Origin of the sequence: Bacillus sp. FSL R9-9497 (assembly GCF_038005805.1) — a bacterium.
Lineage (GTDB): Bacteria > Bacillota > Bacilli > Bacillales > Bacillaceae_G > Bacillus_A > Bacillus_A cereus.
The window spans coordinates 265,347-287,505 of sequence record NZ_JBBOTY010000002.1; the positions used below are offsets into that span (position 1 = coordinate 265,347).

The window sequence follows — 22,159 nt, forward strand, 5'->3', positions numbered from 1 at the left end:
TGTGTACAAAGAGGTAGAGCCACATCGCTATCAAGCTAATAAAAGCAAATACTCCAAAACAAGAAAATTAACATCTAAAGTTGAAAATCTACAATTTTTCTATTTTAAATTCTGTAAAATTTTAGCGAAATAGTGATGTGGCAATACTCCAAATTGCAAATACCTGATAAGTATAAGCATTTCTATAATTCTACTAATGTATGTTTATACCTATAATAGAAAAAGCTCTTACAATTGATGTGAGAGCCTTCTAACCGAATTATACTATTTCATTCTACTTTCAATCTCATCCCTAGAATTGTACAATTCGTTAATTTGTTGGCGCTTCTTATCGTTCAAATAAGGGTTGTCCTTATCTGTTTGATTCTTCTCTGTTTGCTCCACTCCTTGTGTTAAAATCTTTCTTGTTGTCCTTCAACTTCTCCTTTACTTTCTTCAGGCTATTTACCACTTTTCCGAAATTATCACCTTTTGTCCTATTATGGTAGTTCTTTATGCTTAGACCATTTTTAAAAGCAGATATTTACTGTCTTTTATATAATAAAAATGAGGTAGAAAGATTTAGTCTTTTTTACTAACTAATAGATTTATGATATGTATTTCAAAGATCAATCTTATAATTTTATTATATCAAAATAAATTAATATACGGTTAGGAAGTATTGAATATCATAGTAAAATCACTCGAAATAAAATTATTCGAAATACTCTAATTACATAACAAAGCTAGCTTTGCAGTACGTTCCTATTGAGAATTTTCACCAATATTTTATCAACGAATTCTTCATGGATATTACGGATAGTATTCATTTATTTGCTAAGAATCCCTATAAGTTTGCGTTGAAATTCAAACGTGAAATGATTAAGAAATAACACAAAGTACCCCGTCAAATAGTGCTGTCATATGTACCAATGCTTTTTATATAAGTTGACACTGTAATTTTCAAATATAATAGATTTGAGTGATCACGTTTGAATTGTTATTAAATAAAGGGCACCATTCTAATTAGAACGATGCCCTTTATTATTGTAAGCACTATTACCTATTGGGTTAATTTTTCGATTGTAGGCATAACAGCAATTGGTGGTAATGATGCAGTCCACCCAACTGCATATACGTTTAATTTTTCACCTAATGTGTAGTTTTCACTATCTGAAACAGGAACTCTTAAAATTTTGTTCTGGGAAACTAGATCCCACCAATCATATTGATAAGTAAGTGCTTCATCTTTTGTAGAAGTAGCAGCAACCACTAAATAATTGTTATCTATTGAAATGACATATCCAGTAAAAGGTTCTTGTTCTTGGTTTTGAATAGAATGAACAGGAGTATTGTTTGCGGAAATCTTAGTAGAATCTGCAAAGGCTGGTGTTAATCCAAAAGTAAATCCACATCCTAATGTTAAAGCTGTTACCGTTGTTACTAATTTTTGTTTTTTGTTAAACATCATATATATCCCCCTTATATTTTATCCCTACACTATCCACATTCCATTTACATACATATAAAGCCTTTTAATATTAAGATATTTAACGAATTTGTCACATAAATTACATTAATGGTAATATTACCTATTAATAGGAGTTGTTTTATGTTATAATTCACTAGGTGAACTATTATTGTTCCTTTCATCACTTGATGAATGTATGCCCTTCCTTAATTGTAAATATGTTTGATTTTGTTGGTGGAGAGGGAGATATCCCTCTTCTTTTTTTGTTTTTTTATGAATAAAAATTAACCATATCATTGTTATATCCATATAAAAAGGAGTCTCAGCAGATCGCTATCAAAATAAAGTTATGAAATACCCCCATTATGAAAAGTTTATATCTTTGCAAATTTTATTTTTTCGCAGCTAAAAGACAAATAAAAAAGGTCCTTAACAATTTATTAAGGACTGCGGAATAAAACCGCGATTTGGGTTAAAACCCAATCAGTTTGTAGAAAATAAATTGCGTTTATGATAGCAATTGTATTCCCAAAAGCAATGTTTCAAGTGAATTTTAACATACCTGTAACTACATTGGTATCAATAAAATATGGATTGGATTACAAATAGTGGTTTCGAATATTAGAAAAAGTTTAAAAGTTAATTACTTTTCAGGAAGAAAAATCCTTAAGAGGAACTTGTAGAGATAAATTTTTAGAGGAAGTATCCATAGCAGATGCTTTTTTCATTGTTGTATAAAATTTATATATTAAATGAGAGATTTATTAAATAGAAAACTAAAAAACTCTATAATCCCCACACATTAATTCATAACTAAAAATGTTTTAACAAATGATTGTTTAATTTTTCTACAACTGTTCTTTTCATCACATAGGTAAAGTAAATTAATTATATTAGTTGTAATATGAAATTCTTTTTCTTATAGTTAATTAACTTTAAATATATATCATTCTTAAAGAATGATATATTCTTCTCTATTTACCTATACCTATATTTTTATAATTTATCATTTTAGCCAAGAAGACTCCTTCCTTAAGGAACGCGAAGTGAGTACGTGGGAGATTCATGTCAGTTGGCATAGGCCAACATGTTTGCTATCATTTACTTGTACAGATTGCTCTTCGAAAACTGAGGATATGAGGTTGGTTGCAGAAAAACGTTGCAACCGTAAAATCTTCAACGTTCTATCGCCCCACACTTACCGAAGTTGCGAAAACCAAGCTAAAGTAGGTAGTATGGTGAATCATTTAATAGAATTGTCCCTTGGTTTAACAAATGAGTTTTTGTAAATAATATGTTTGTTAAAAAATTAATTAAGGGGGACTTGTATGCCACAGGATCGAAAAGCAGAAGTTCAAAAGGATGCATATAAAAACAAAGAGATTATGCCAGATAATTCAAAATCTCTACCGCGTCACATGCAAAAAGAGCTGCCTCACGAATTTTCTGTAAATCCTCTGTTTGCCCGCGAAGGAGAATCCGTCGTTCCGCGCTTTCATATTCCTGATAAAGGTATGTTACCAGAAACAGCATATCAAATCGTCCATGATGAAATTGCTCTTGATGGAAACGCCCGCCTGAATCTTGCAACATTCGTTAGCACATGGATGGATCCTGCCGCAGAGCAATTATATGCAAAATCATTCAACAAGAACATGATTGACAAGGACGAATATCCACAGACAGCTGAAATTGAGGAGCGGTGTGTCCGCATCTTAGCCAACCTCTGGCATTCGCCCAGCCCCCTTACGACTATGGGCGTTTCAACAACTGGATCGTCGGAAGCATGTATGCTCGGTGGACTTGCTTTAAAGCGACGCTGGCAAAATGCACGTAAAAACGAAGGGAAGCCAGTGGATCGTCCCAATATTGTGTTTAGTTCCGCTGTTCAGGTCGTTTGGGAAAAATTCGCGAATTATTGGGAGGTTGAACCACGCTATGTGAAGATTAGCCCAGAACATCCCCAATTGGATCCTCAGGGAGTCCTCGCAGCCGTGGATGAAAATACGATTGGTGTGGTACCGATTCTCGGTGAAACTTATACCGGTCTTTACGAACCGGTTGCCGCAATTGCGAAAGCGTTGGATGATTTACAGGCGAGGACGGGTCTTGACATTCCCATGCATGTGGATGCAGCTTCGGGAGGATTTATAGCACCGTTTCTTCAACCAGATTTAGTCTGGGATTTTCAATTACCGAGGGTGAAGTCCATCAATGTATCCGGACATAAATATGGATTAGTCTATCCTGGATTGGGTTGGATAATTTGGCGGGAAGCTGAAGATCTCCCTGAGGATCTAATCTTCCGTGTCTCCTATTTAGGCGGGAACATGCCGACCTTTGCCCTGAATTTCTCTCGTCCTGGTGCACAAGTGCTCCTACAATATTACAATTACCTGCGTTTAGGAAAAAGTGGGTACTATGATGTACAAAGGGCTTCCCAGAAAGTCGCTCTTTTTCTTAGCAAAGCCATTCAGAAGATGGAACCGTTCGAACTTTTGTCCGATGGTTCGGATATTCCGGTTTTCGCTTGGCGACTAAAAGAAGGTTACACATCAAATTGGAATCTTTATGATTTATCTCGACAATTGCGTGTGTTCGGCTGGCAAGTACCTGCCTACCCATTGCCTCCAGATATGGAAGCGGTGACGATTATGCGCGTTGTGGTTCGAAATGGATTTTCCATGGATCTTGCACATTTATTTTTGAGGAACCTCAAACAGACCGTTTCCTTTCTGGATTCCCTTGACGGACCTATGCCACATGAAACGAAATGTGATAATGGGTTTCACCACTAAATGAAAAAAGCCTAATTTCTTCATATTAAATTGAGAAGTTAGGCTTTTTAATATTGAAATTTCTTTAACGCTGTAAATCCGCATTTTCTTGACACTAACCTATGCCCATCAAGCTAAAACCCTGAAGTTTCATTAACAGATTTTTCTTCTTACTACCATACAGAAATTGTCCCTTATCTCTTGCTAGTACTTTTTCTATGCATAATATTATACACACATTATAATAGTCACCTAATTACATATGAAGAGGTGCAAAAAATAAATAAGACAGAATTAACAAAAGTAGTAGAAGAAAAAACGGAACTTATACAAAAGGATCCAGTTGCAGCAACACAAACTGTTTTAGATACAATAACAAGTGCGCTAGCAAATGGAGAAAAAGTACAAATTCTTGGTTTTGGTACATTTGAAGTACGTGAACGATCTGCACGTACAGGACGTAACCCACAAACTGGTGAAGAAATGCAAATCGCCGCTTCAAAGGCATCTGCTTTTAAAGCTGGAAAAGAATTAAAAGAAGCAGTGAAATAATCATACATAATCAAAAGGGTTTGATATTCATATCAGCCCTTTTTTAATAGCCTTGTGGGGATATCGCCAGCATTTTGGAAAAAATCCACACTAAGAAAAAACTAGCTCTTACAAGAGAGGCTAATTTACATAAAATTCGTTAATGGTAGTCAATGTATCTGTAAGTCTATAGTTATTCGTTTCTGAAATCGTATGTATCCTCAGGAACATTTAACGTATGTCCGTTAATGATTACTGTATTATTGTCTTTCCATACAATCTTTGCCGTATCTTCTCGGTAATTCCAATACACATTCTTTGTCTTGAAATATTCACGATGATTAAATACTAACTCTCCCCTAACAGCAAAACTTGTTGTTGCTCCGCCATTTGTTACATAAGCTTTAAATGTATATGTTCCGTCAGGAGATTGTTTTTCAGCAATCTTTTCACCTGTAGGTAGTCGATCCATACTGAAGAATGCCCAATAAACTCCGTATACGAACAAACCAGCTATACAAAATAATATAATTAACACTTTTTGTTTGGTTTTCTTAATTTCTTTCTCTGTAAAATTCATGTTTTAGCTCCTATTAATGATTTTTATAGCAAACCACTTCTGTTTGGAGGTAAGGTCAATCTTTGTTTTGTTTTTCTAACAGTTGAATAACTCTATCTAATTTTTGCTCAACTTGATTTTGTTTCTTTTGATTACTGTTACGCTGAATTATACGTATAATTCCTCCAAATAGTGCACCAATGATTATTGCAATAATGATGCAAGAAATAGTCGTTTCTAAAGGCATTATTTAGAACCCCCTTTTTTCCTTATTGTACCATTTAGAAGAACTAATATGTTTTATAATTTGATTTGTATATTGTATACAAGTTAAGTTAACATAACGTCCTATTATCGGTAGCAAAGAAAAAGGCGAACCCCTACTTTCAAGAGGAATTCACCTTTTTCTATACCCTATTCATATTTTTATACATTTCTATCATGGTGCGGTTTTCAGGTTCTCCTTTGTTACTAAATGAGCCGAAAAAATGTATAAAATCTTGCATGCTCTTAGCATGGTTTTTTCCGAAATGCTGGCGGTACCCCATCACCATCAAGTTAAAATTTTATAATGCCCCCAAAACGAAAAATTAGAGTCTTTTATAGCAATGAAGTTCATTTTTATCGTTTTGGGGGCAACCTGTGCTGTTAGGTTGATGGATGTGTGGTGCGACCCCATTTATAAATCACTTCAATAACGCATGAGAATGGCTATTATTTAGACTACAAGTTTCCTTAGGAGCACATCATTATCAATCTAAGATTTTTTACTATCAATTTAAATTTATGAAAAATATGTATTCATAAAAATTTATTTTTGTTTTAATCATAATTTCTATTGTTTTAGTAAAACATAGAATTGATATGAAAAAGGAGGAATAAAATATGCAATTAGCTACACATGAATTACGTGATTTAAGTGAATTAATTGCTGGTTGTTACAATACAATTAATACGATGAGTACATACATTCAGCAGGCACAAGATCCCGAATTAAAACAATTATTGCAACAACATTTTCCATTACATGTGCAGGATTATAATTTAAAAGTTGAATTCGTACAGAGTCTAAGTGAACCAAATATTGAAAAATTTCAGCCATCTAAGTTAACACCTGTACTATCTTCTTACTTAAGAACACCTGTTGAAGAATTGCCGCCTGTTACTCCGGATGTAAGCGGAGCACCACCTAATGACCGAGCAATTGCAACTGGATACTTATTAAATCAAAAGTCAGCAGCTTTAAATTATGCTGGTTCTGTATTAGAATGCGCAAACCCTAACTTAAGAACATTCTTAGAAAATGCATTCTTAAATAGTGGTAGACATGCATACGATGTATGGCAATATATGGTCAAAAAAGGGTATTATCCATTATCTACAGCTCCAGAATCAGAAGTGCAAACTTTAGCTACTATATATCAACCTGTTAATCAATCTTTTTAACCATACAATTAACTTTGAATGCATGTAATTCACTTTAAAAACTGTTAAGAATCTTGATTTGAAATAAAAAAGAGGAAACGCAATTAGAAACCGCTAGTTTTTTTACTTAGTAATTTTTCATTTCAAATGGTCTGTTAGTGACCCCTGTTAGTGGTCATCATACATGCCCATCAACTTAAGGATTTTATAACACCCCAAAACGAAAAAATTGTCTGCTTTCTATTGGTTAATGAGGAAAAGTGGAAAAACGTTAGTTAATAAAACGCAAGCCTCTTTTGATTAGGGGTTTGCGTTTTTTATCATATACTTTATTTTTTCTCTTCACGAGCTAAGTCGATTACAATATCCTTTTTATATAAATCTATTGCCTTCAGTTAACATAACCATCTTATCAGTATTCAACAATGGATAAAATTTACATTCCGGGAGAAGTTGTATTTTCTTAGCTTGATAGCGATGTGATGCTACCCCTAAGTCTTCCATCTTAAAAATAATTAGGATAGGATTTTTTGATAAATACGTGTATTCGATTTGATACGTGAGATATAATAAGCCTTTTGATCTTGTAAATGTTGAAAATCTTTCAAATGAAAATAGCCTAAATCTCAGATAGATAAATCATTCGCTATTACAGTTGGGACACACAGGGAACCGTAGGTTCGATCATGTTGTTTACCTGGTCCTGTATGAATATGAAGGAATTGTCCACTTAATAAATCATACTCAAGTTGAATCTAAAATACGAATACATTTGAAATTAGAAGTATATGGAGAAGAAATCGGCATAGATGAGGCTAATTTTTGGTTTAGTAGTTCAGCTAATATATGTTGTAAAAATTGAACGGCTGATTTATTAAACCTTTGATTCAGTCCTTCCGGACTGATGAGTACTTCTGTGGATGCTTCTAAACAGCTAGATAACTGGGCTAAAGAGGTTGTAGCGATATTTTGACTCATCCATATACATAAAGCGACTAAATCTTTTGCTTGGTATTTACTGGTTCGTTGTACGAAACCAACATCTCTAGCAAGATCCCGTAAGGTATTTGGAGATAAAAAACTTTGAATCTCTTGAGCAAATAGTTGTAATTCATCAGATACAGAAATAGACATACAAAAACGCCATCCTTTCCTATGATTCTACAAAAAGAATAGCGTATTTTTTCATTTTAGGGGGGATTTTGTTGAATTAGCTTGATAGCGATTGGTGGTACCCCTTATAGGATAATAGAAGTTTGCATTTTCAATTTTTTCACACTCTATTAACAAGGCAGTTATAGCATCCTGGTTTAGCGTTAAGAATGTGAATATATTCTACTTCTTTATTATCAAAAATTTCATCTATATTTTCTCTTAAATTTACACCTTCTGTAACCCTTGCTTCTACAATCATTGAGTCAGCATTGTAGCCGCGTACAGATAGATACCTATGATGTAACATATGCGGAATTTCATTTACATCTAGCTTAGCAGTAGTTGCTCCCTTTCGTATAAATATAGGACCACTTGCTTTATAAGGCGAATTAACACTATGATATTGATAATTCAGTAAAATTACCTCTTCTCCTACCTCTGCATCCTTCAAACTTATCCTGCAAGGATATCCAGGATTTTTATTTGCTATTATTTTGACTGCCCCGATACTTTTTAATACTTCTTCGTTCATTAGAAATAGGTTATTAAACTCCTTCTCTTGTAACGCAACGATTTGAAAGTTATTTCTCATATTCTATCCCTCCTTAATTAGTTGTTATAAAGCATTTCACTAATGATGCTACCACTAAAGTTCATAAAACTTGTTCAATAATCCTGCCCGTTTGTTGAGGATTGAATTAAAAAGCTTACAATTCTATAACAGAGAAAAAATGGCTTATTATTGTTCAATACAAAGTTGCTTACTTTTAATCAATCAGTAATGATTTATCAAAAAATACGATGAGTACAAAGCACTCTTGTTAATTCATGTTATCTTTTGTTAAAGAACGTGAATTCAGTCAAGTTCTTGGTTTACGGTATTTCCACTATGGAAAGCACGGAATTGACTCGGTGAAAATCCTGTATTTCTTTTAAATGCATTATAAAAGCTAGATACACTTTGATAGCCTGTTTGATAACCAATCTCTGTACTATTAAAGACCGTTGTCAAGAGAAGTTCCTTTGCTTTCTTAACTCTGATCCTTTCTAAATATATTCGAGGAGTATACCCTGTTCTTTCTTTGAAAATCCGATTTAAATGAAAACGACTAACTCCTACCCTTGATGCAATTTCATTTAAAGACATGTTTTGAACATAATTATTTTTTATCAATCGCATAGTATCTTCCAAAACGCATTCGAACGGGTCGTATATTTTTATATTTAGATCTGATCGGCATCTTTTGCATGGACGATAGCCTGCCCTTTGAGCTTCGTGCGCATTTGAAAAAAAGGATACATTTTCATAATTAGGAACCTTAGACTTGCAAGAAGGCCGGCAGAAAATTCCAGTTGTCTTGACTGCGTAAAAGAATATCCCGTCATACGCTGAATCACATGATACTGTTGCTTTCCACATGGTATCTCTGGAAAGGTTATTTTGATCCTTCATTAGAATTTAACCCTCCCTTGTAGGCGAAAATCTTATTACTCAAAATCATATAAATCGCATATATAGCCACGACAATTAACGGAACAAATATATACAATTGAAAAAATGGAATCACCAGCAAACATAAAATGAAAGAGATTAACGATGCCCACCATGCCCGTGTGTTCTTCCTAAATAATTTAACGCCTGCTGCCATTGAAAGAACATAAACTAGAATCCCAAGAGAAGTCGGTATAAACAAAATATCATCAAACGTTAGTGACAAAGCTTTTGTCACTAACACACCTGCTACCGAAAAACAGATAACAAACAATACCATCTGTCTTGGAATTTGAGTAGTTGCATGCAGCCTTGAGAAAAATTTTGGGAAATCACCATCTCTGCTTAATGAATATCCTAATTGCGTTAGGCTGGCTACAAAAGCATTCGCTGTCCCTGTACAAATAATTAAAGCTAAAACAGCTGTAACGACTTTGGCACCTCCGCCTACTGTATCTCCCATTATAACACCAATAGGAGACAGGTTGCTTTCTTGACTGCCATACGTGGCCGTTCCAATAGTGACAAGGCTTAGCGCTAAAAATAATAATCCAATGACAACTGCACTAATAACTGCTCCTTTGACAATATCTTTTTCTGGCCTTTTAAAGTGCTCAGCCAGATTACAAATCGCCTCCCAACCGAAAAATGACCAAAAGATAACCGTTATAGCGTTCCCGACAGAAAACCATCCATTTGGAACAAAGGGAGTAAAATTTCCCCATTGTATTCTTGGAAACGCCACAAATACAGCTGACGCTAAAAGAATCAGTAATAAGGAACTTAAAATCAATGCAACTTTACCACTAACATTTACGCCGTAATAATTGGAAACACCTGCAATTACCAAAATAAAGACGGCAATTAAAATTGTTTCAAAATGCGAAAATCCAAATGCCTGACTGACGTAAAAAGCACCAGTTAAAGATACAATCGTTTGACCAACTGCTGCTGTTACAAAGTAAAACCACCCAACGATATTGCCAAGATGATATCCAAAAGAATTTCTAACAAAGGTTGCTGCTCCACCGGAATCAGGATATATCCGTGCCAAACTAGCAAAGGAATAAGCAAGCGGAAAACTAATTATAATAACGATAAACCAGGATACAATAGATGCAGGGCCCGCTATTGAGGCCGTTACCCCCGATAAAAAAAGGACACCTGATCCTAGAATAGCTGAAATGTATAACGCAATTCCTTGAAATAATCCAATGGCTTTATTGTTCATGATCTCCCCCCTTTATAGGATTTAGTGTACTAGTAAAGGGGGGGGGGAATTCTTCTTGTTTTTTGCGGTTTAATTCGTTTAATAAAACAATCATAAGCATTTTTATTATATTTCTTCTTCAACAATCTGGCCCGATTGTTGAAGAAAGTAGCCTGTTCCAATAAAGAACTTTATTGTTCAGTAAACAACTTGTCATGAAACCATAAAACGAACCGAAATTTTTCTTAAGAGTAGAAAATTCGGCTCGCTTTATGTTGGAATTTGCTTAGCGTATATTTTCGTTAAAATGTGGGCGGGATCCCATGCCCATCAACTTAAAATTTTAAGGTATCCCCAAAACGAAAAAATGAGCTTTTTTATTACAAATTAGCACAAAATCTTGTTCTGGGGGTAGTTGTATTTTCTTAGCTTGATAGCGATGGGGTGGTACCCCTAATAAGAGAAGATAATGTGCTCATCGCCCTTGATTGGGCTTTAAAAAAGTAGCATGTTTGTCCCAACCGAATTGAATTTTCCATTCTTCTTCGAATCCACTCTCAGTAACTTTATTCTTACGTAGTTCTTTCGTCGTATCTTCTTGATATTTAACGAACATTAATTGCTGTGCCCTGATAATAGCCGTATATTGAATCGTTATGTTTTCCCATAATATATCAATCGGATTCTTATCTATGATCTCAGCAGCTAAATCAGCTACATCTTCTGGAAAATATTTATGGAAGAAACCATGTGTTACAGCATTGTATGTAAAACTATAGCCTTCTCTAATTTCTGTGGCTCAATGTGTTGTTTAACTAATTCCACCCCCAATAACTTTGTTGATTAAATGACCGACAACAACTGTTTGTTCTTGTTTATTTAGTTTCATCTTTATTTCACCTGCACTTCTAGAAAATTCACATGAGTCTTTAAATTTCCTACTTCACGCGATAAATTATTGATCTGGTCTTGTTGTTCCGCAACTGTTTTAATTAGCTTATCAATTCTTTACACTAATACCGCACATTGATTCTCCATTCTTCAGCCTCCTCCGAAATTACTCTAATTTAGTATTGAAATTCTCTAAAACTCGATGTATTATATTTTTGTGTTTTTCTCAGTTCCCAAGCCGAGAATACATCATCACTTCTGAAAGGACCCGAACTCCAGCGGGTTCTTTTTATTTACTTGAACTCATTTTCGAATTATTGTATTATATTTTCGGGTCTTGCTCCATAAATCATTATCAGGAGAATCTGCAGGTTTGCAGGTTCTCTTTGTAAAATAAAAAACATCCATTATATGAACACTTCATGTTATTATGATTAAATTGTTTTAATTCAGTTTGATATGCAGGTGAAACGAATGGAAAATAAAATTTATGTATATTAAAATTATACTAAGTTTAACTAATAAGCATCCAAGTTTCTTTGATTAATCACTACATTTTCTTTAGAGCTATATCCACATATAAAAAGACACTATACAGTGTCTTTTTATATGCTTTGTTCCTTTAATCAATAGTAGTTTCCTAATGTAGATAGGCTCCCGTAGATTTCATAAACGCCCTCCTCTATATATTAAGGGGCACTACCTTATGGTAATTATATATACATTTGTAATATTCTGCATATTTTTTATAAACTACCTAAATATTTACAATTATCAGAAGAGTGTTATATTGATAGTAATCTATTAAACATTAAAAGTTTAATAGCAAAAAATAAAGGGGGATATAAATTATGATGAAATCTAAAATCAAGAAAGCTATAGGAGGGATTGCTTTAGCAACTGCTTTAGTTACATCCGCATTACCTGTCAGCGCAGCTACTGAATATGTATGGGTTAGAGATGCATATCCAGGATATGATAATTATGTTTTTGATAGCGCAAAGCAACGAGTTCAAATTTGGTCTGGAAATAATTATTTTTATGTAGATTGTGATTTTGTTGAATATGGTAAATGTTTTGTGAAAAGATAAATAGAAATCAAGAAAATGCCAACTTTTTTGGCATTTTCTTGATTTCTATTTGTATTATGTGGATCACCATACATGCCCATCAGCTTAAGAAAAATAAACGCCCTAAAACGAAAAAAATGAGCTGACTTCTCAAAGTAACTGCCTGTAGAGAAAAGAAATTTTCGTTTAGGGGGTACTTCAAAACCTTAGCTTGATAGCGATGTGGCGGGACCACTTTTAAGGTAGGAATTTTAAATTTACATTTTAAAATATTCGAATGATTTAAAAAACAGTCTGATCTATACTAAAATGAATATGATATGAAAGATTGCTAATATATTTGCTATTGTAAAAGTAGTATTGATGGAATTATGTTGGTTCAAGTTAAAGCAAAAGACATCTATTAAGGTGTCTTTTGCTTTAATGTAATTTACTAAGAATAATGAATCTACTTAACTAATTGCTGTTGGATTTCCTTAATTAACAGTTTAGCACCTTCAGGACTAAGAACGATTTGAGCATTTGCTAATGATATATTTTTTTCTGAAATATCACCAGTTATTGCACAAGCATCATAAGATTTGTATTTTTGTAAAATGATTTTTTCATCTTCTACAAATATTTCCATAGGATTTTTTTCTACAATTCCTAACGTTGTTCTTAACTCTTTCGGAAGAACAATCCACCCTAATTCATCTATTCTTCGTTTAACACCTGTTGACTTCATGTTAATATTTTTAGTTACTACTCACATATGAACAAGCGGATTAAATGATGTTTTTCCGGTATCATCTGCATGCAATACTACAATTAAGCCTTTGTGTAACACATGGAACCAAATCACGCTATAAAGCATTAGCGGACATTAAAAACGGCGAAAATGACTAAAATTATATAGATTTTTGGGTACACAAATGATTTTTGACCGCACGCTTCTCGTTTTTTGATTTCAGAATGTCCTATAAGTATCATTAGCGGACATCATAACACTCAAAATCGGTCTTTTATATCCACTAATATATGAAATGAATATTCGCTAATACTTAATGTAAGTTTTGGTTCCGTTGCTACACAGACAACTATATCCTATCTAATGACTGTGGTTGCAATATCAAACACTAAAATCAAAACATCTTTTTATATCATTTTAAGGATTTTATTTCCTCGTATTCCCTCATTCTCTTGTAAAATGTCGCTTTCTTCATGCCAGCCTTGTCCATGTATTCAACAGCGTTGATCTTTCCTACCTTCCATTCCTTGCTATCCTCTTGCATGTACCAAACATTAGAATTGAAATCTTTGAGATTACTGTTTCCTTAACTACAAAGAAAACGCTAAACTTCATATATACTTCTGAGGATGTTATGTAATACTAATTGGTTTTTATGATAATTATTCGTAAGTGGATAATTCACTACGCGCCTCGCCTATTGTATCCCTAGCAATTCTTAACGCTTTTAAACATTTTCCTAATTTCGCTAAATCTGTTTGGCTCGCAGCATTTCCATAGGTTGTCTTAACAAATTGCAAGTTATCCATCGCCTTTAATCAATAGTTAGAGGATATATATCTATGCCCTCTTATTGCTGATTGGTGTTAGAATTGCTGCTCCCACAAGCAGAATATCTGAAAAACACTCGTAGGGGTAGCACCACACCGCTATCAAGCTAAAAAAATACAACTACCCCAGAACAAGATTTTTTGCTAATTTGTAATAAAAAAGCTCATTTTTTCGTTTTAGGGCTGATTTGTTTTCTTAAGTTGATGGATGTGTGGCGAGCCCCCATGCCCATCAAGTTAACAAATTTAAATATACCCAAAACAAAAAATTATACATTTTCACCTGGAGATGCTAATTTTATCGTTTTGGGGTACTATAAAGTTTTAGTTTTATAACAATGTGGCGATATCTTTAACTAAAATCAAGTTTTATAAGGCACTTTTAATCAACCTTTATTCCAAAACTATAAATAATTTAATCACCATGGATACTAATGTCGGACCTTAGGTTAGAAAATAACTGGTAGTTTTGCAAGGGAACGAATTTTACTATGGTTATAAATCAATTGATCCGCTTCGATTGCTAGGCGAAGATTAGGTAGCCGCTTTAACAAAGTGCCTAATGCAATTTGTCCTTCTAAACGCGCCAACGGAGCTCCTAAACAGTGATGTATACCAGCCCCAAAGGCTAAATGGTTATTCTCCTCCCGTGAAATATTCAATTCCTCTGGATAAGGAAATATGTTTGGATCAATATTTGCAGCAGTCAGGGAGAGTAGAACTAATTCACCTTTACGAATCCTATTTCCATGTATTGTCACATCTTCACTAGCAAAACGGCTACTAAACATAATTGGGCCAGCATAGCGTAATAGTTCGTCGACAGCGGAAGGCAGCAGAGAAGGATTTTGCCCTAGTAAATTCATTTGTTCAGGATGTTGAAGTAACGCTAGTACGCCATTACTAATTAGATTAACTGTCGTTTCATGTCCAGCGATAATGAGCAGCCAAATTGTCGAAAGAAGCTCGTTCTTACTCAACTTGTCTTCTTGTTCTTTTGCTTGAACTAGCGCGCTTATTAAATCATCACTAGGATTTAGGCGTTTTTCGTTAAACAATACTTCAATATAATTAATAAACTTTTCAAGTGTTGCTGTCACTGCAGTCCCTTGACCAGGATCCACTGAGGCGTTCATCAGTTCTTGTGTCCATGCGCGAAACTGATTTCGATCATTGGTGGGAATCCCAAGCATCTCTGAAATGACTATAATGGGTAGTGGGTAAGCAAAGTCTGCAATAATTTCCATCTTTCCTTGTTCCTGTACAACATCCAACAATTCGTCGGCAATTTGCTGAATACGAGGACGAAGGTCCTCAATCATACGTGGTGTGAAGGATTTAGAGACTAGCCGACGTAGGCGAGTATGATCAGGGGGATCTACCGTAAGCATATTCGGCATATTCATAAGCCATTCAAATAGTTTACTCACTGCTGTATTCTCCTCAATAGGATTCTGCTTATCACGAGGCGGTGTGAATTTTCGTAAATCTTTGATAAAACGGGAATCTTTCAAAATTGCAACCACATCATCATAGTGAAATGCAACCCATGCCCCTCCCATGCCATAAAAGTCATCAATGCGAAAGAAACGCTCTTGTTGCTCCATGAGGTTTTTATAGAACATAATGGGATTACGCATAGTTTCCGGCGAGTTCAAATCGTTAAAAGTTAGTTTTTTCATTAGTTTCCTCCTTATCAGTATAACTATTGAATGCTTTAACATTAACCCTAATCTTTACCGTACTATTCTATGACCGCTCATGTTACAAAAATGATATATCTAATTCATAGAACGATTCTGTTGCAATGTTTCTCAAGAAATTAATATAGATAAGGAAATATGACTAAATATTATGCAGGTATTAGGAATCAACATATCGTTAACAAGCAAAGATTTTGAAGTAACTCCATAAAAAAGTTCTGGAAGTCAAAACTCTACTATTTAAAATATTTACATTCTCCCTTATTATAGCAACGTTAGTACTAATCCAAGTTGACAGACATGTGACTTGACTCCTATGATAAAACTCAATTTGGTGAACAAGTATGATTTCGGATACATATCGGATGGATATTACATAACCTTGTGGATACATGGTTTTGGGGTATAACATAAATTACGGAAACTGCAAGTAAATTCTCACCCTTAGTATGCGAATTTACTCGGTATTTTTATATAAAGTGCCATTAAAATAATGTCAGCATAAGAACCATCTTTGAACCTAATTTGGTTTATTTGCCTACCTTCTTCTCTAAATCCTAGTCTCTTGTATAAATTTATAGCCCGTTCATTGTTTGAAAATACATCCAGACATATCTTTTCTAATCCTTCTTGTTCTTTTGCCCATTCAATAAAATGGGATAGTAATTTTGTTCCAATACCCGCATTACCAAATTCTGGTTTGATCCCCATTCCAAATGAACCGGCATGGTGTAAACGTATATAGGAAGATCTAGAAAAAGATAAAAAACCGATGACTTGATCATTAAATTCTACTACTAATGTTAATCCTCCATTTTCTTGTCCTGTTTGTATCTTTTTTTGATAATCTTCTGCCTTTTCTTGCGGCTCTTCAGGTGATCGAAGAAAAAAGTTTGTAGTTTCAACAATCTTTTGTTTTATCACAACTATTTCTCTTGCATCTTCTACTGTCGCTCTACGTATGTTCATCGTATATTTTCTCCCCCTTTATTTCCCCTAAATAATAGCAAGTACTTAAACTAATTTAAAGAATTAATTTCCAAAAGACTTAAATTAACCTTAATAAAGGATAGTACCCCCATTGCCATCAACTTAAGAAATTGGTAGCTCCCCAAAACGAAGAAAATGAGTTGACTTCTCATAAATCACGGTAAAACAATAATTTTTTTGTTTTGGGGGCACTTCAAAATTTTAGCTTGGTGGGTATGTGACGAGCCCCCTAAAAGTAATAATCGTTACTTTGCTCTAATAAAAAGTCATATAAAAAAGAAACGAAGTCAATTTGACTTCGTTTCTTTTTTTACTAATTCTTTTTTTCTAGAATACGTTCAACCTCATCAACACTTAACTTGCTTGCTTTAGCAATTGTTTCAATTGGTACACCTAGTTCATGCATACCGTTAATTATTTGTATTTTCCCTTGCTGAATCCCTTCTTTTTTTCCTTCATTACGAGCATGAGCAAACTTTGCAGCTTCATCCATCAACGCTTTCTCCCTTACTTCATACGCTTGTCGGAAAGAAGAATCTTGACTCATACGTTCCCATTTGTTCATAGATTTTTGTAAAATCGGGTCTTGGTTCATCGCAATATCCCCCAATGTCTGGGTTAATCGTTCATCTTCATTCGCTGGAAGTAGTAACAACCAGCGAACAAACGAATCTTCCCAAGGATTTACTTGTTCATTACGCCACTGTTGCATTAATTTTGGAATTTCCACTATATGAATTTCAATATCATCACTTAACTTCTTTTGTTGCTGTTGATTCCATAGGATTCCTATTGTATGAAATGCTTCATATTCTGGAAACATCACAAAGTTTAATAAATTAATCGTAATGGTTTTGTGAAGAGAACTATATGGCATTCCCTTTTGTAATTTGGATGTATATAGCCTTCCCCAGTACTATAAACTTCTCTTAATCATGTCATGATTGTTATTCAACTGTATTTCTACATTTACCTTTGTTCCTGTATCTAATGTAGCGGAAATATCTAAAATCGATAATTTATCCTCTTCGTGTTCTCGGTGCAAGTGTGGATCTTCTAATTGTAACGAAACAATGGGCGATTCTAAAGAATCCTGTAATATAGCATTTAAAAAAGCAATGAGAATATCCTCATTTCCACTTGTACCAAATAATTGTTAAAAAGCAAAATCAATGCGTAAATTCACTAATTGTTGGTTGGACATGGGTTTTCCTCTTCCCATCTCATATGATGTTTTTCTTTCATTGTACATAAAAGAGTGATTCATATACAAATAAGCTCTTATATCTGTGGACATAAGAGCTTATTTGCTACCATACATAATTAACAGATTAGTTGGCTGTCATAGAAATTGAAAGATTGCCTACTGTAAGGAAACTCACATTTAGTATACAAAATACGAACAAAAATACCAATACACAAATGTATTCAAGACAGTATATGACATTTGAAAAGTTGCTTCTAGATTTCTTTAAGAGCGTTTGTCATGAAACTTTACTTTTTACTTGTTTACGGGCTATCTTATGATAACGCCCATGCTTTACTACCTGTCTAGCATCAATTAACTCCTCTTCCATCATATCTGAAACCTCTACAACAATGGTATTCGTTAAAACTCTTACCACATATCCAGTTAATTGCAAGGAAGGATTCTTACGATAAGAAAATTGAACGCAATCACCAATTTTTACTTTTGCTGTATGTTTCATATAATAACCTCCTAAATTATAATTAATCATTCAGTAGATTTTTATGTTTTGTTTCTTCATACTGCTTAGCAAGTTTGTAAAACGAAGAACGTTTGATACCATATTTCTTCATGACTCCTACTGCTGTAATGCCACCAGACTTCCATTCTTTATAGGCTTCAATAAATTCGGCTGTAATTTCTACTGGAGGACGTCCTAACCGCTTACCTTTCCTTTTAGCTAGAGCAATACCCTCCACTTGTCGCTGTTTAATATCATGCCGTTCTTTTTCTGCAAAAGCAGATAAAATGGTAAGAGTTGCTTTCTGAATAGCACTTTGAATAACATCATTTGTACTCTTACCTGTGTAATTTACATTAATGAATGGTTCTTTTATAAATTGTAAATTAATCTCATGCTTTTCATAGTATCTGAATTCCTCTAGGACATCATTCATGCTCCTTCCTAGTCTAGTTAAAGAATCAAATACAATGGTATCACCTGTACGAGCAAGACGTTTTAACATTTGATAATTTTCGCGTTGAATATTTCTATCAGATTGTTTATCGATAAAAATATCTCGATCTTCTATCCCTAAATCTTTCATATTTCGAATTTGTCGTTCTTCATTTTGATCTTTACCGGAAACTCGTACATATCCAAATGTTTTATGTTTCATTTCATACACCTCATCAATAATTATAACAAAAATATCTGTAAATGTTCATAGAATATACAGACATCCGTAAATTTTAAAACTAACGTTTATAGACACACAAAATACTTCCCACATCTTCGAACACATATTAATAAAAACCCATTGATCTCATGCACACATACTGAGATTAATGGGTTTTATCAGTTTAACATTCTATATGTTTTGTAAAACTCATTTATTAAATAAAAAAATCCCTTCACGATTTGTGAAGGGGTCAGTATACATTGAAAGGGTACTTCCATTTTAATATGTAAAAGAAAAAACTCGTATTGATAAAATTAACCTTTTTATTTTTTGCCGTTTTTAATTCACTATAAAGAAACTGTAAAGATTAAATTCATCCTATATAGAGTTTTTGTGTTTCTCATTAGACATGTATATTTGATAAATCATAATTTTTTATGCAATATTGCATAAAAAATACCTGTCGCTCCTGCTATAATTTTGAATGTAAACTGTTGCATCCAACATTTTATAATCTTCTATATTCATTAATATAGAGACCCTAATTGTAGGAAAAAGGAAAGAATATTGGTGGTTCTTCCCTTTTTCCTTATTTTTTATCTCTCTAATGATTCATTCTATAGTCTAAAATATTTTTATTAATGAAACCTGTTAAAATACAAAATTTTAGTTAGCAAACGAGAAATAAAAACTTCATTATTATTTCTGCTATATTTCAAGGGCTTTTTTCTAATACAATAAGAAAAACAAAAAGAACTTGTAGAAATCACTACAAGTTCTTTTTGTTTTAAAGCGAATACACGGGACACATAAATTATCTCATTATTCATAACGGGGAAACCATATTGATTACGGCTTGATTTCATTATATAACAAATATTAACATCCAGAGTTTTAATATTTGAAAATTATGTGAATTTATAATTAAAAATCCACCCTTCCTCTAAAAAATTTATCGTTACAAGTTTTCTTAAGGTTTTTTCTTCATGAGAAGTAATTAACTTTTAAACTCTTTCTAATATTCAAAACCACTATTTGTAATCCAATCCATATTTTATTGATACCAATCTAGTTACAGGTATGCTACAATCCATTTGAAATATTGCTTTTGGGAATGCAATTGCTATTATAATCGCAATTTATTTTCTACAAACTGATTGGGTGTCAGCCCAAATTGCGGTTCTATTCCGCAGTCCTTAACAAATTGTTAAGGACTTTTTTATCATTTTCAGACAGAAGACTCCTTCCTCAAAAATGTGAAGGTGTGAAACACCAATTTTAGGTGGAGATGAACGTCGGTTGTCATATAAAAGAATCCATGATAGTGCTTTTTCTAAATGAATATGTTACTCTTTAACGGCTGGTATTTATCATCGTAAGAAATCCAGTAACTTCATCAAAAAAATGCTCCTAGATTGATCTAGGAGCATTTTTTTGAAACATTATTTTTTATTTGCCTTTGATTCACTTTATTATAGTAACCGTGTTTTACTACTTGCCTAACATCATCTACTTCAAATCCCATTATCTCTGTAATATCTACAACAATTGTATTCTGTAGAACACTGACTACATATCCGGTTAATTCTAAATTAGGGTTTTTACGATATAAAAATTGAACATAATCCCCAATTGTTACTTCTGTTTTATGCTCCATTTGGTACCCCCTGAATCATCCTTAATTATTCGTTAGGTTTCCCTTTTTTTACTTCTTTATACTGCTTAGCAAGTCTATAAAATGTAGAATATTTAATAACCTATTTCTCCATTGCTTCTACATTAATTGTATTGAAAATTTTTAGTTAGCAAATTAGAGATAGATACTTCATTATCATTTCTGCTATATTTAAAAATTTTTACTCTAAATACAATGAGGGGTATCACCAGCATTTTGGAAAATAACCACGCTAAGAGTATGCAAGATATTATACAGTTTTTCTACTAATTCACGAACAAAAGAGGACCCTAAAACCTTGTCAGGATAGTAATGTATAGAAAAATGCATAGACCCATAGCACAAAAAAGGGGGTTCCCTTGTGAGAGTAGGGTTCCTCCTTTACTATTGCTACTGATAATAGGACGTTATGTTAACCTCACATGAATAGAATATACATCTTAAAAACAGAAAAAGACTACCTTTTCCCAGTTAAAAGAAGTAGTCTTTTTCTATTACGTAATTTGGTTCCATAAATGATGCTTTATCGCATCTTGAATAGTTTACTCAAAGGGTATTTCCCACAATTATAGAAAATATCCTTTGTTTCTTAACTCTTTATTGTTGGCTAGATTGTTGGTTCTTTTTAGCTTCTGCTTGAGCGTTTTGTTGTTTTACTGCTTGTACATCTGTTTCACTAGCAAATTCCGTTCCAAATTTGTTAGATGCAGCATTTGTTCCTACAGAAGTTTTGTTTGGTTGTTTGTTATTATTCATTACAATCACCTCCATAAAATTTAATGTTCCCAATAGGATCGTAACTATCCCAAAAAGCTTTTAACGAATATACGATTGTTAATAATAGGACGTTATGTTAACTTCACGTGTATATGTTATACATCAAAACTCCTCATCCAGCGTTCCCCTCACATGGTACAATTAAGAAAAGGAGGAGAACTTCAAAATGATTTTAGAAGCAGTCATGTTGCAAATAAAAGACGGTATGGAGACGGAGTATGAATCAGTATTTAAGCAAGCATCCTCAATCATCTCTTCCATGCCAGGATACATAAATCATGAATTACAACGCTGTATGGAGCAGAAAGGAAAATATTTGCTCCTTGTGCAATGGGAAACTTTAGAAGACCACACGATAGGATTTCGTCAATCTGAACAATATCAAGAGTGGAAAGCATTATTGCATCACTTTTATGATCCATTTCCAACAGTTGAACACTTTAAGCCTGTAGAGTTATCACGAAACTCAACTTGACCGTCTATTAATAATTGAAAAGTAACTTCCAATAACGAGAATTATGTAA

General features: G+C 33.5%; 19 protein-coding genes and 4 pseudogenes. 6 read left to right on the forward strand and 17 right to left on the reverse strand.

The window, feature by feature from the left end:
* Positions 1-695: 695 nt before the first annotated feature.
* Positions 696-869, forward strand: a pseudogene (locus MKY21_RS28785) (DNA repair protein); the annotation flags it as partial.
* A 173-nt stretch (positions 870-1,042) separates the two neighbouring features.
* Here the strand turns inward: MKY21_RS28785 and MKY21_RS28790 are convergent.
* Positions 1,043-1,447 carry a DUF3221 domain-containing protein gene (locus MKY21_RS28790; protein WP_033685851.1) on the reverse strand — a complete coding sequence of 135 codons (405 nt, stop codon included), beginning with the start codon at positions 1,445-1,447 and terminating at the stop codon, positions 1,043-1,045.
* A gap of 1,331 nt (positions 1,448-2,778) precedes the next feature.
* Between MKY21_RS28790 and MKY21_RS28795 the strand changes: the two genes are divergently transcribed.
* Complete coding sequence (locus MKY21_RS28795) at positions 2,779-4,248, forward strand: glutamate decarboxylase (RefSeq protein WP_341078195.1); 1,470 nt, start codon at positions 2,779-2,781, stop codon at positions 4,246-4,248.
* 258 nt (positions 4,249-4,506) lie between these two features.
* Positions 4,507-4,779, forward strand: coding sequence for an HU family DNA-binding protein (locus tag MKY21_RS28800; RefSeq protein WP_087948279.1), 273 nt, complete (start codon positions 4,507-4,509; stop codon positions 4,777-4,779).
* Positions 4,780-4,951: 172 nt separating this feature from the next.
* On the opposite strand, the gene MKY21_RS28805 is transcribed toward MKY21_RS28800, so the two are convergent.
* A complete protein-coding gene (locus MKY21_RS28805; protein WP_001011829.1) occupies positions 4,952-5,338 on the reverse strand; it encodes a DUF5412 domain-containing protein in 387 nt (128 codons plus the stop codon).
* Positions 5,339-5,393: 55 nt separating this feature from the next.
* Positions 5,394-5,564: a DUF4083 family protein gene (locus tag MKY21_RS28810; RefSeq protein ID WP_001127871.1), complete on the reverse strand. Its 171-nt coding sequence runs from the start codon at positions 5,562-5,564 to the stop codon at positions 5,394-5,396.
* A gap of 638 nt (positions 5,565-6,202) precedes the next feature.
* On the opposite strand from MKY21_RS28810, the gene MKY21_RS28815 reads away from it, so the two are divergent.
* The gene (locus MKY21_RS28815) at positions 6,203-6,763 is read left to right on the forward strand and encodes a spore coat protein (protein ID WP_001175194.1); all 561 of its coding nucleotides are present in this window, start codon (positions 6,203-6,205) and stop codon (positions 6,761-6,763) included.
* Between the two features lie 506 nt (positions 6,764-7,269).
* Here MKY21_RS28815 and MKY21_RS28820 read toward each other — a convergent pair.
* The 5 genes and pseudogenes from MKY21_RS28820 to MKY21_RS28840 all read right to left on the reverse strand — a co-directional run.
* Positions 7,270-7,876, reverse strand: a pseudogene (locus tag MKY21_RS28820) (transposase); the annotation flags it as partial.
* A gap of 139 nt (positions 7,877-8,015) precedes the next feature.
* Positions 8,016-8,489: a DUF1203 domain-containing protein gene (locus tag MKY21_RS28825; RefSeq protein WP_001245414.1), complete on the reverse strand. Its 474-nt coding sequence runs from the start codon at positions 8,487-8,489 to the stop codon at positions 8,016-8,018.
* 264 nt (positions 8,490-8,753) lie between these two features.
* Positions 8,754-9,350: a bifunctional transcriptional activator/DNA repair enzyme AdaA gene (locus MKY21_RS28830; protein WP_000654819.1), complete on the reverse strand. Its 597-nt coding sequence runs from the start codon at positions 9,348-9,350 to the stop codon at positions 8,754-8,756.
* The gene (locus MKY21_RS28835; protein ID WP_341078198.1) at positions 9,334-10,620 is read right to left on the reverse strand and encodes an APC family permease; all 1,287 of its coding nucleotides are present in this window, start codon (positions 10,618-10,620) and stop codon (positions 9,334-9,336) included. Before MKY21_RS28835 ends, MKY21_RS28830 begins: the two co-directional genes overlap by 17 nt.
* A 434-nt stretch (positions 10,621-11,054) precedes the next feature.
* Positions 11,055-11,365: pseudogene (locus MKY21_RS28840) on the reverse strand (phage terminase small subunit); the annotation flags it as partial.
* Between the two features lie 976 nt (positions 11,366-12,341).
* Between MKY21_RS28840 and MKY21_RS28845 the strand changes: the two are divergent.
* Entirely contained in the window at positions 12,342-12,581 is a 240-nt protein-coding gene (locus MKY21_RS28845; RefSeq protein ID WP_000978065.1) for a hypothetical protein, read from the forward strand.
* A 427-nt stretch (positions 12,582-13,008) separates the two neighbouring features.
* Here MKY21_RS28845 and MKY21_RS28850 read toward each other — a convergent pair whose 3' ends face one another.
* From MKY21_RS28850 to MKY21_RS28890, 9 genes and pseudogenes are all read right to left on the reverse strand, one after another.
* On the reverse strand, positions 13,009-13,287 hold the full coding sequence (locus MKY21_RS28850; RefSeq protein WP_341078201.1) for an AbrB/MazE/SpoVT family DNA-binding domain-containing protein: 279 nt from the start codon (positions 13,285-13,287) through the stop codon (positions 13,009-13,011).
* A gap of 665 nt (positions 13,288-13,952) precedes the next feature.
* Positions 13,953-14,090: a hypothetical protein gene (locus tag MKY21_RS28855; protein ID WP_165851690.1), complete on the reverse strand. Its 138-nt coding sequence runs from the start codon at positions 14,088-14,090 to the stop codon at positions 13,953-13,955.
* A 479-nt stretch (positions 14,091-14,569) separates the two neighbouring features.
* A complete protein-coding gene (locus tag MKY21_RS28860; protein ID WP_044585214.1) occupies positions 14,570-15,802 on the reverse strand; it encodes a cytochrome P450 family protein in 1,233 nt (410 codons plus the stop codon).
* A 465-nt stretch (positions 15,803-16,267) separates the two neighbouring features.
* Positions 16,268-16,792, reverse strand: a complete 525-nt coding sequence (locus MKY21_RS28865; protein ID WP_088360979.1) for a GNAT family N-acetyltransferase — start codon at positions 16,790-16,792, stop codon at positions 16,268-16,270.
* Positions 16,793-17,126: 334 nt separating this feature from the next.
* Positions 17,127-18,017 (reverse strand): annotated as a pseudogene (locus MKY21_RS28870) (Rpn family recombination-promoting nuclease/putative transposase).
* 280 nt (positions 18,018-18,297) lie between these two features.
* Positions 18,298-18,522, reverse strand: a complete 225-nt coding sequence (locus tag MKY21_RS28875; protein WP_000683046.1) for a DUF2187 family protein — start codon at positions 18,520-18,522, stop codon at positions 18,298-18,300.
* 22 nt (positions 18,523-18,544) lie between these two features.
* Complete coding sequence (locus MKY21_RS28880; RefSeq protein ID WP_098294966.1) at positions 18,545-19,180, reverse strand: recombinase family protein; 636 nt, start codon at positions 19,178-19,180, stop codon at positions 18,545-18,547.
* 1,423 nt (positions 19,181-20,603) lie between these two features.
* Positions 20,604-20,840 carry a DUF2187 family protein gene (locus MKY21_RS28885; RefSeq protein ID WP_000400417.1) on the reverse strand — a complete coding sequence of 79 codons (237 nt, stop codon included), beginning with the start codon at positions 20,838-20,840 and terminating at the stop codon, positions 20,604-20,606.
* A gap of 615 nt (positions 20,841-21,455) precedes the next feature.
* Positions 21,456-21,614, reverse strand: a complete 159-nt coding sequence (locus MKY21_RS28890; RefSeq protein WP_001063580.1) for a gamma-type small acid-soluble spore protein — start codon at positions 21,612-21,614, stop codon at positions 21,456-21,458.
* Between the two features lie 187 nt (positions 21,615-21,801).
* Between MKY21_RS28890 and MKY21_RS28895 the strand changes: the two genes are divergently transcribed.
* Complete coding sequence (locus MKY21_RS28895) at positions 21,802-22,110, forward strand: antibiotic biosynthesis monooxygenase family protein (RefSeq protein WP_000599690.1); 309 nt, start codon at positions 21,802-21,804, stop codon at positions 22,108-22,110.
* Positions 22,111-22,159: the final 49 nt, after the last annotated feature.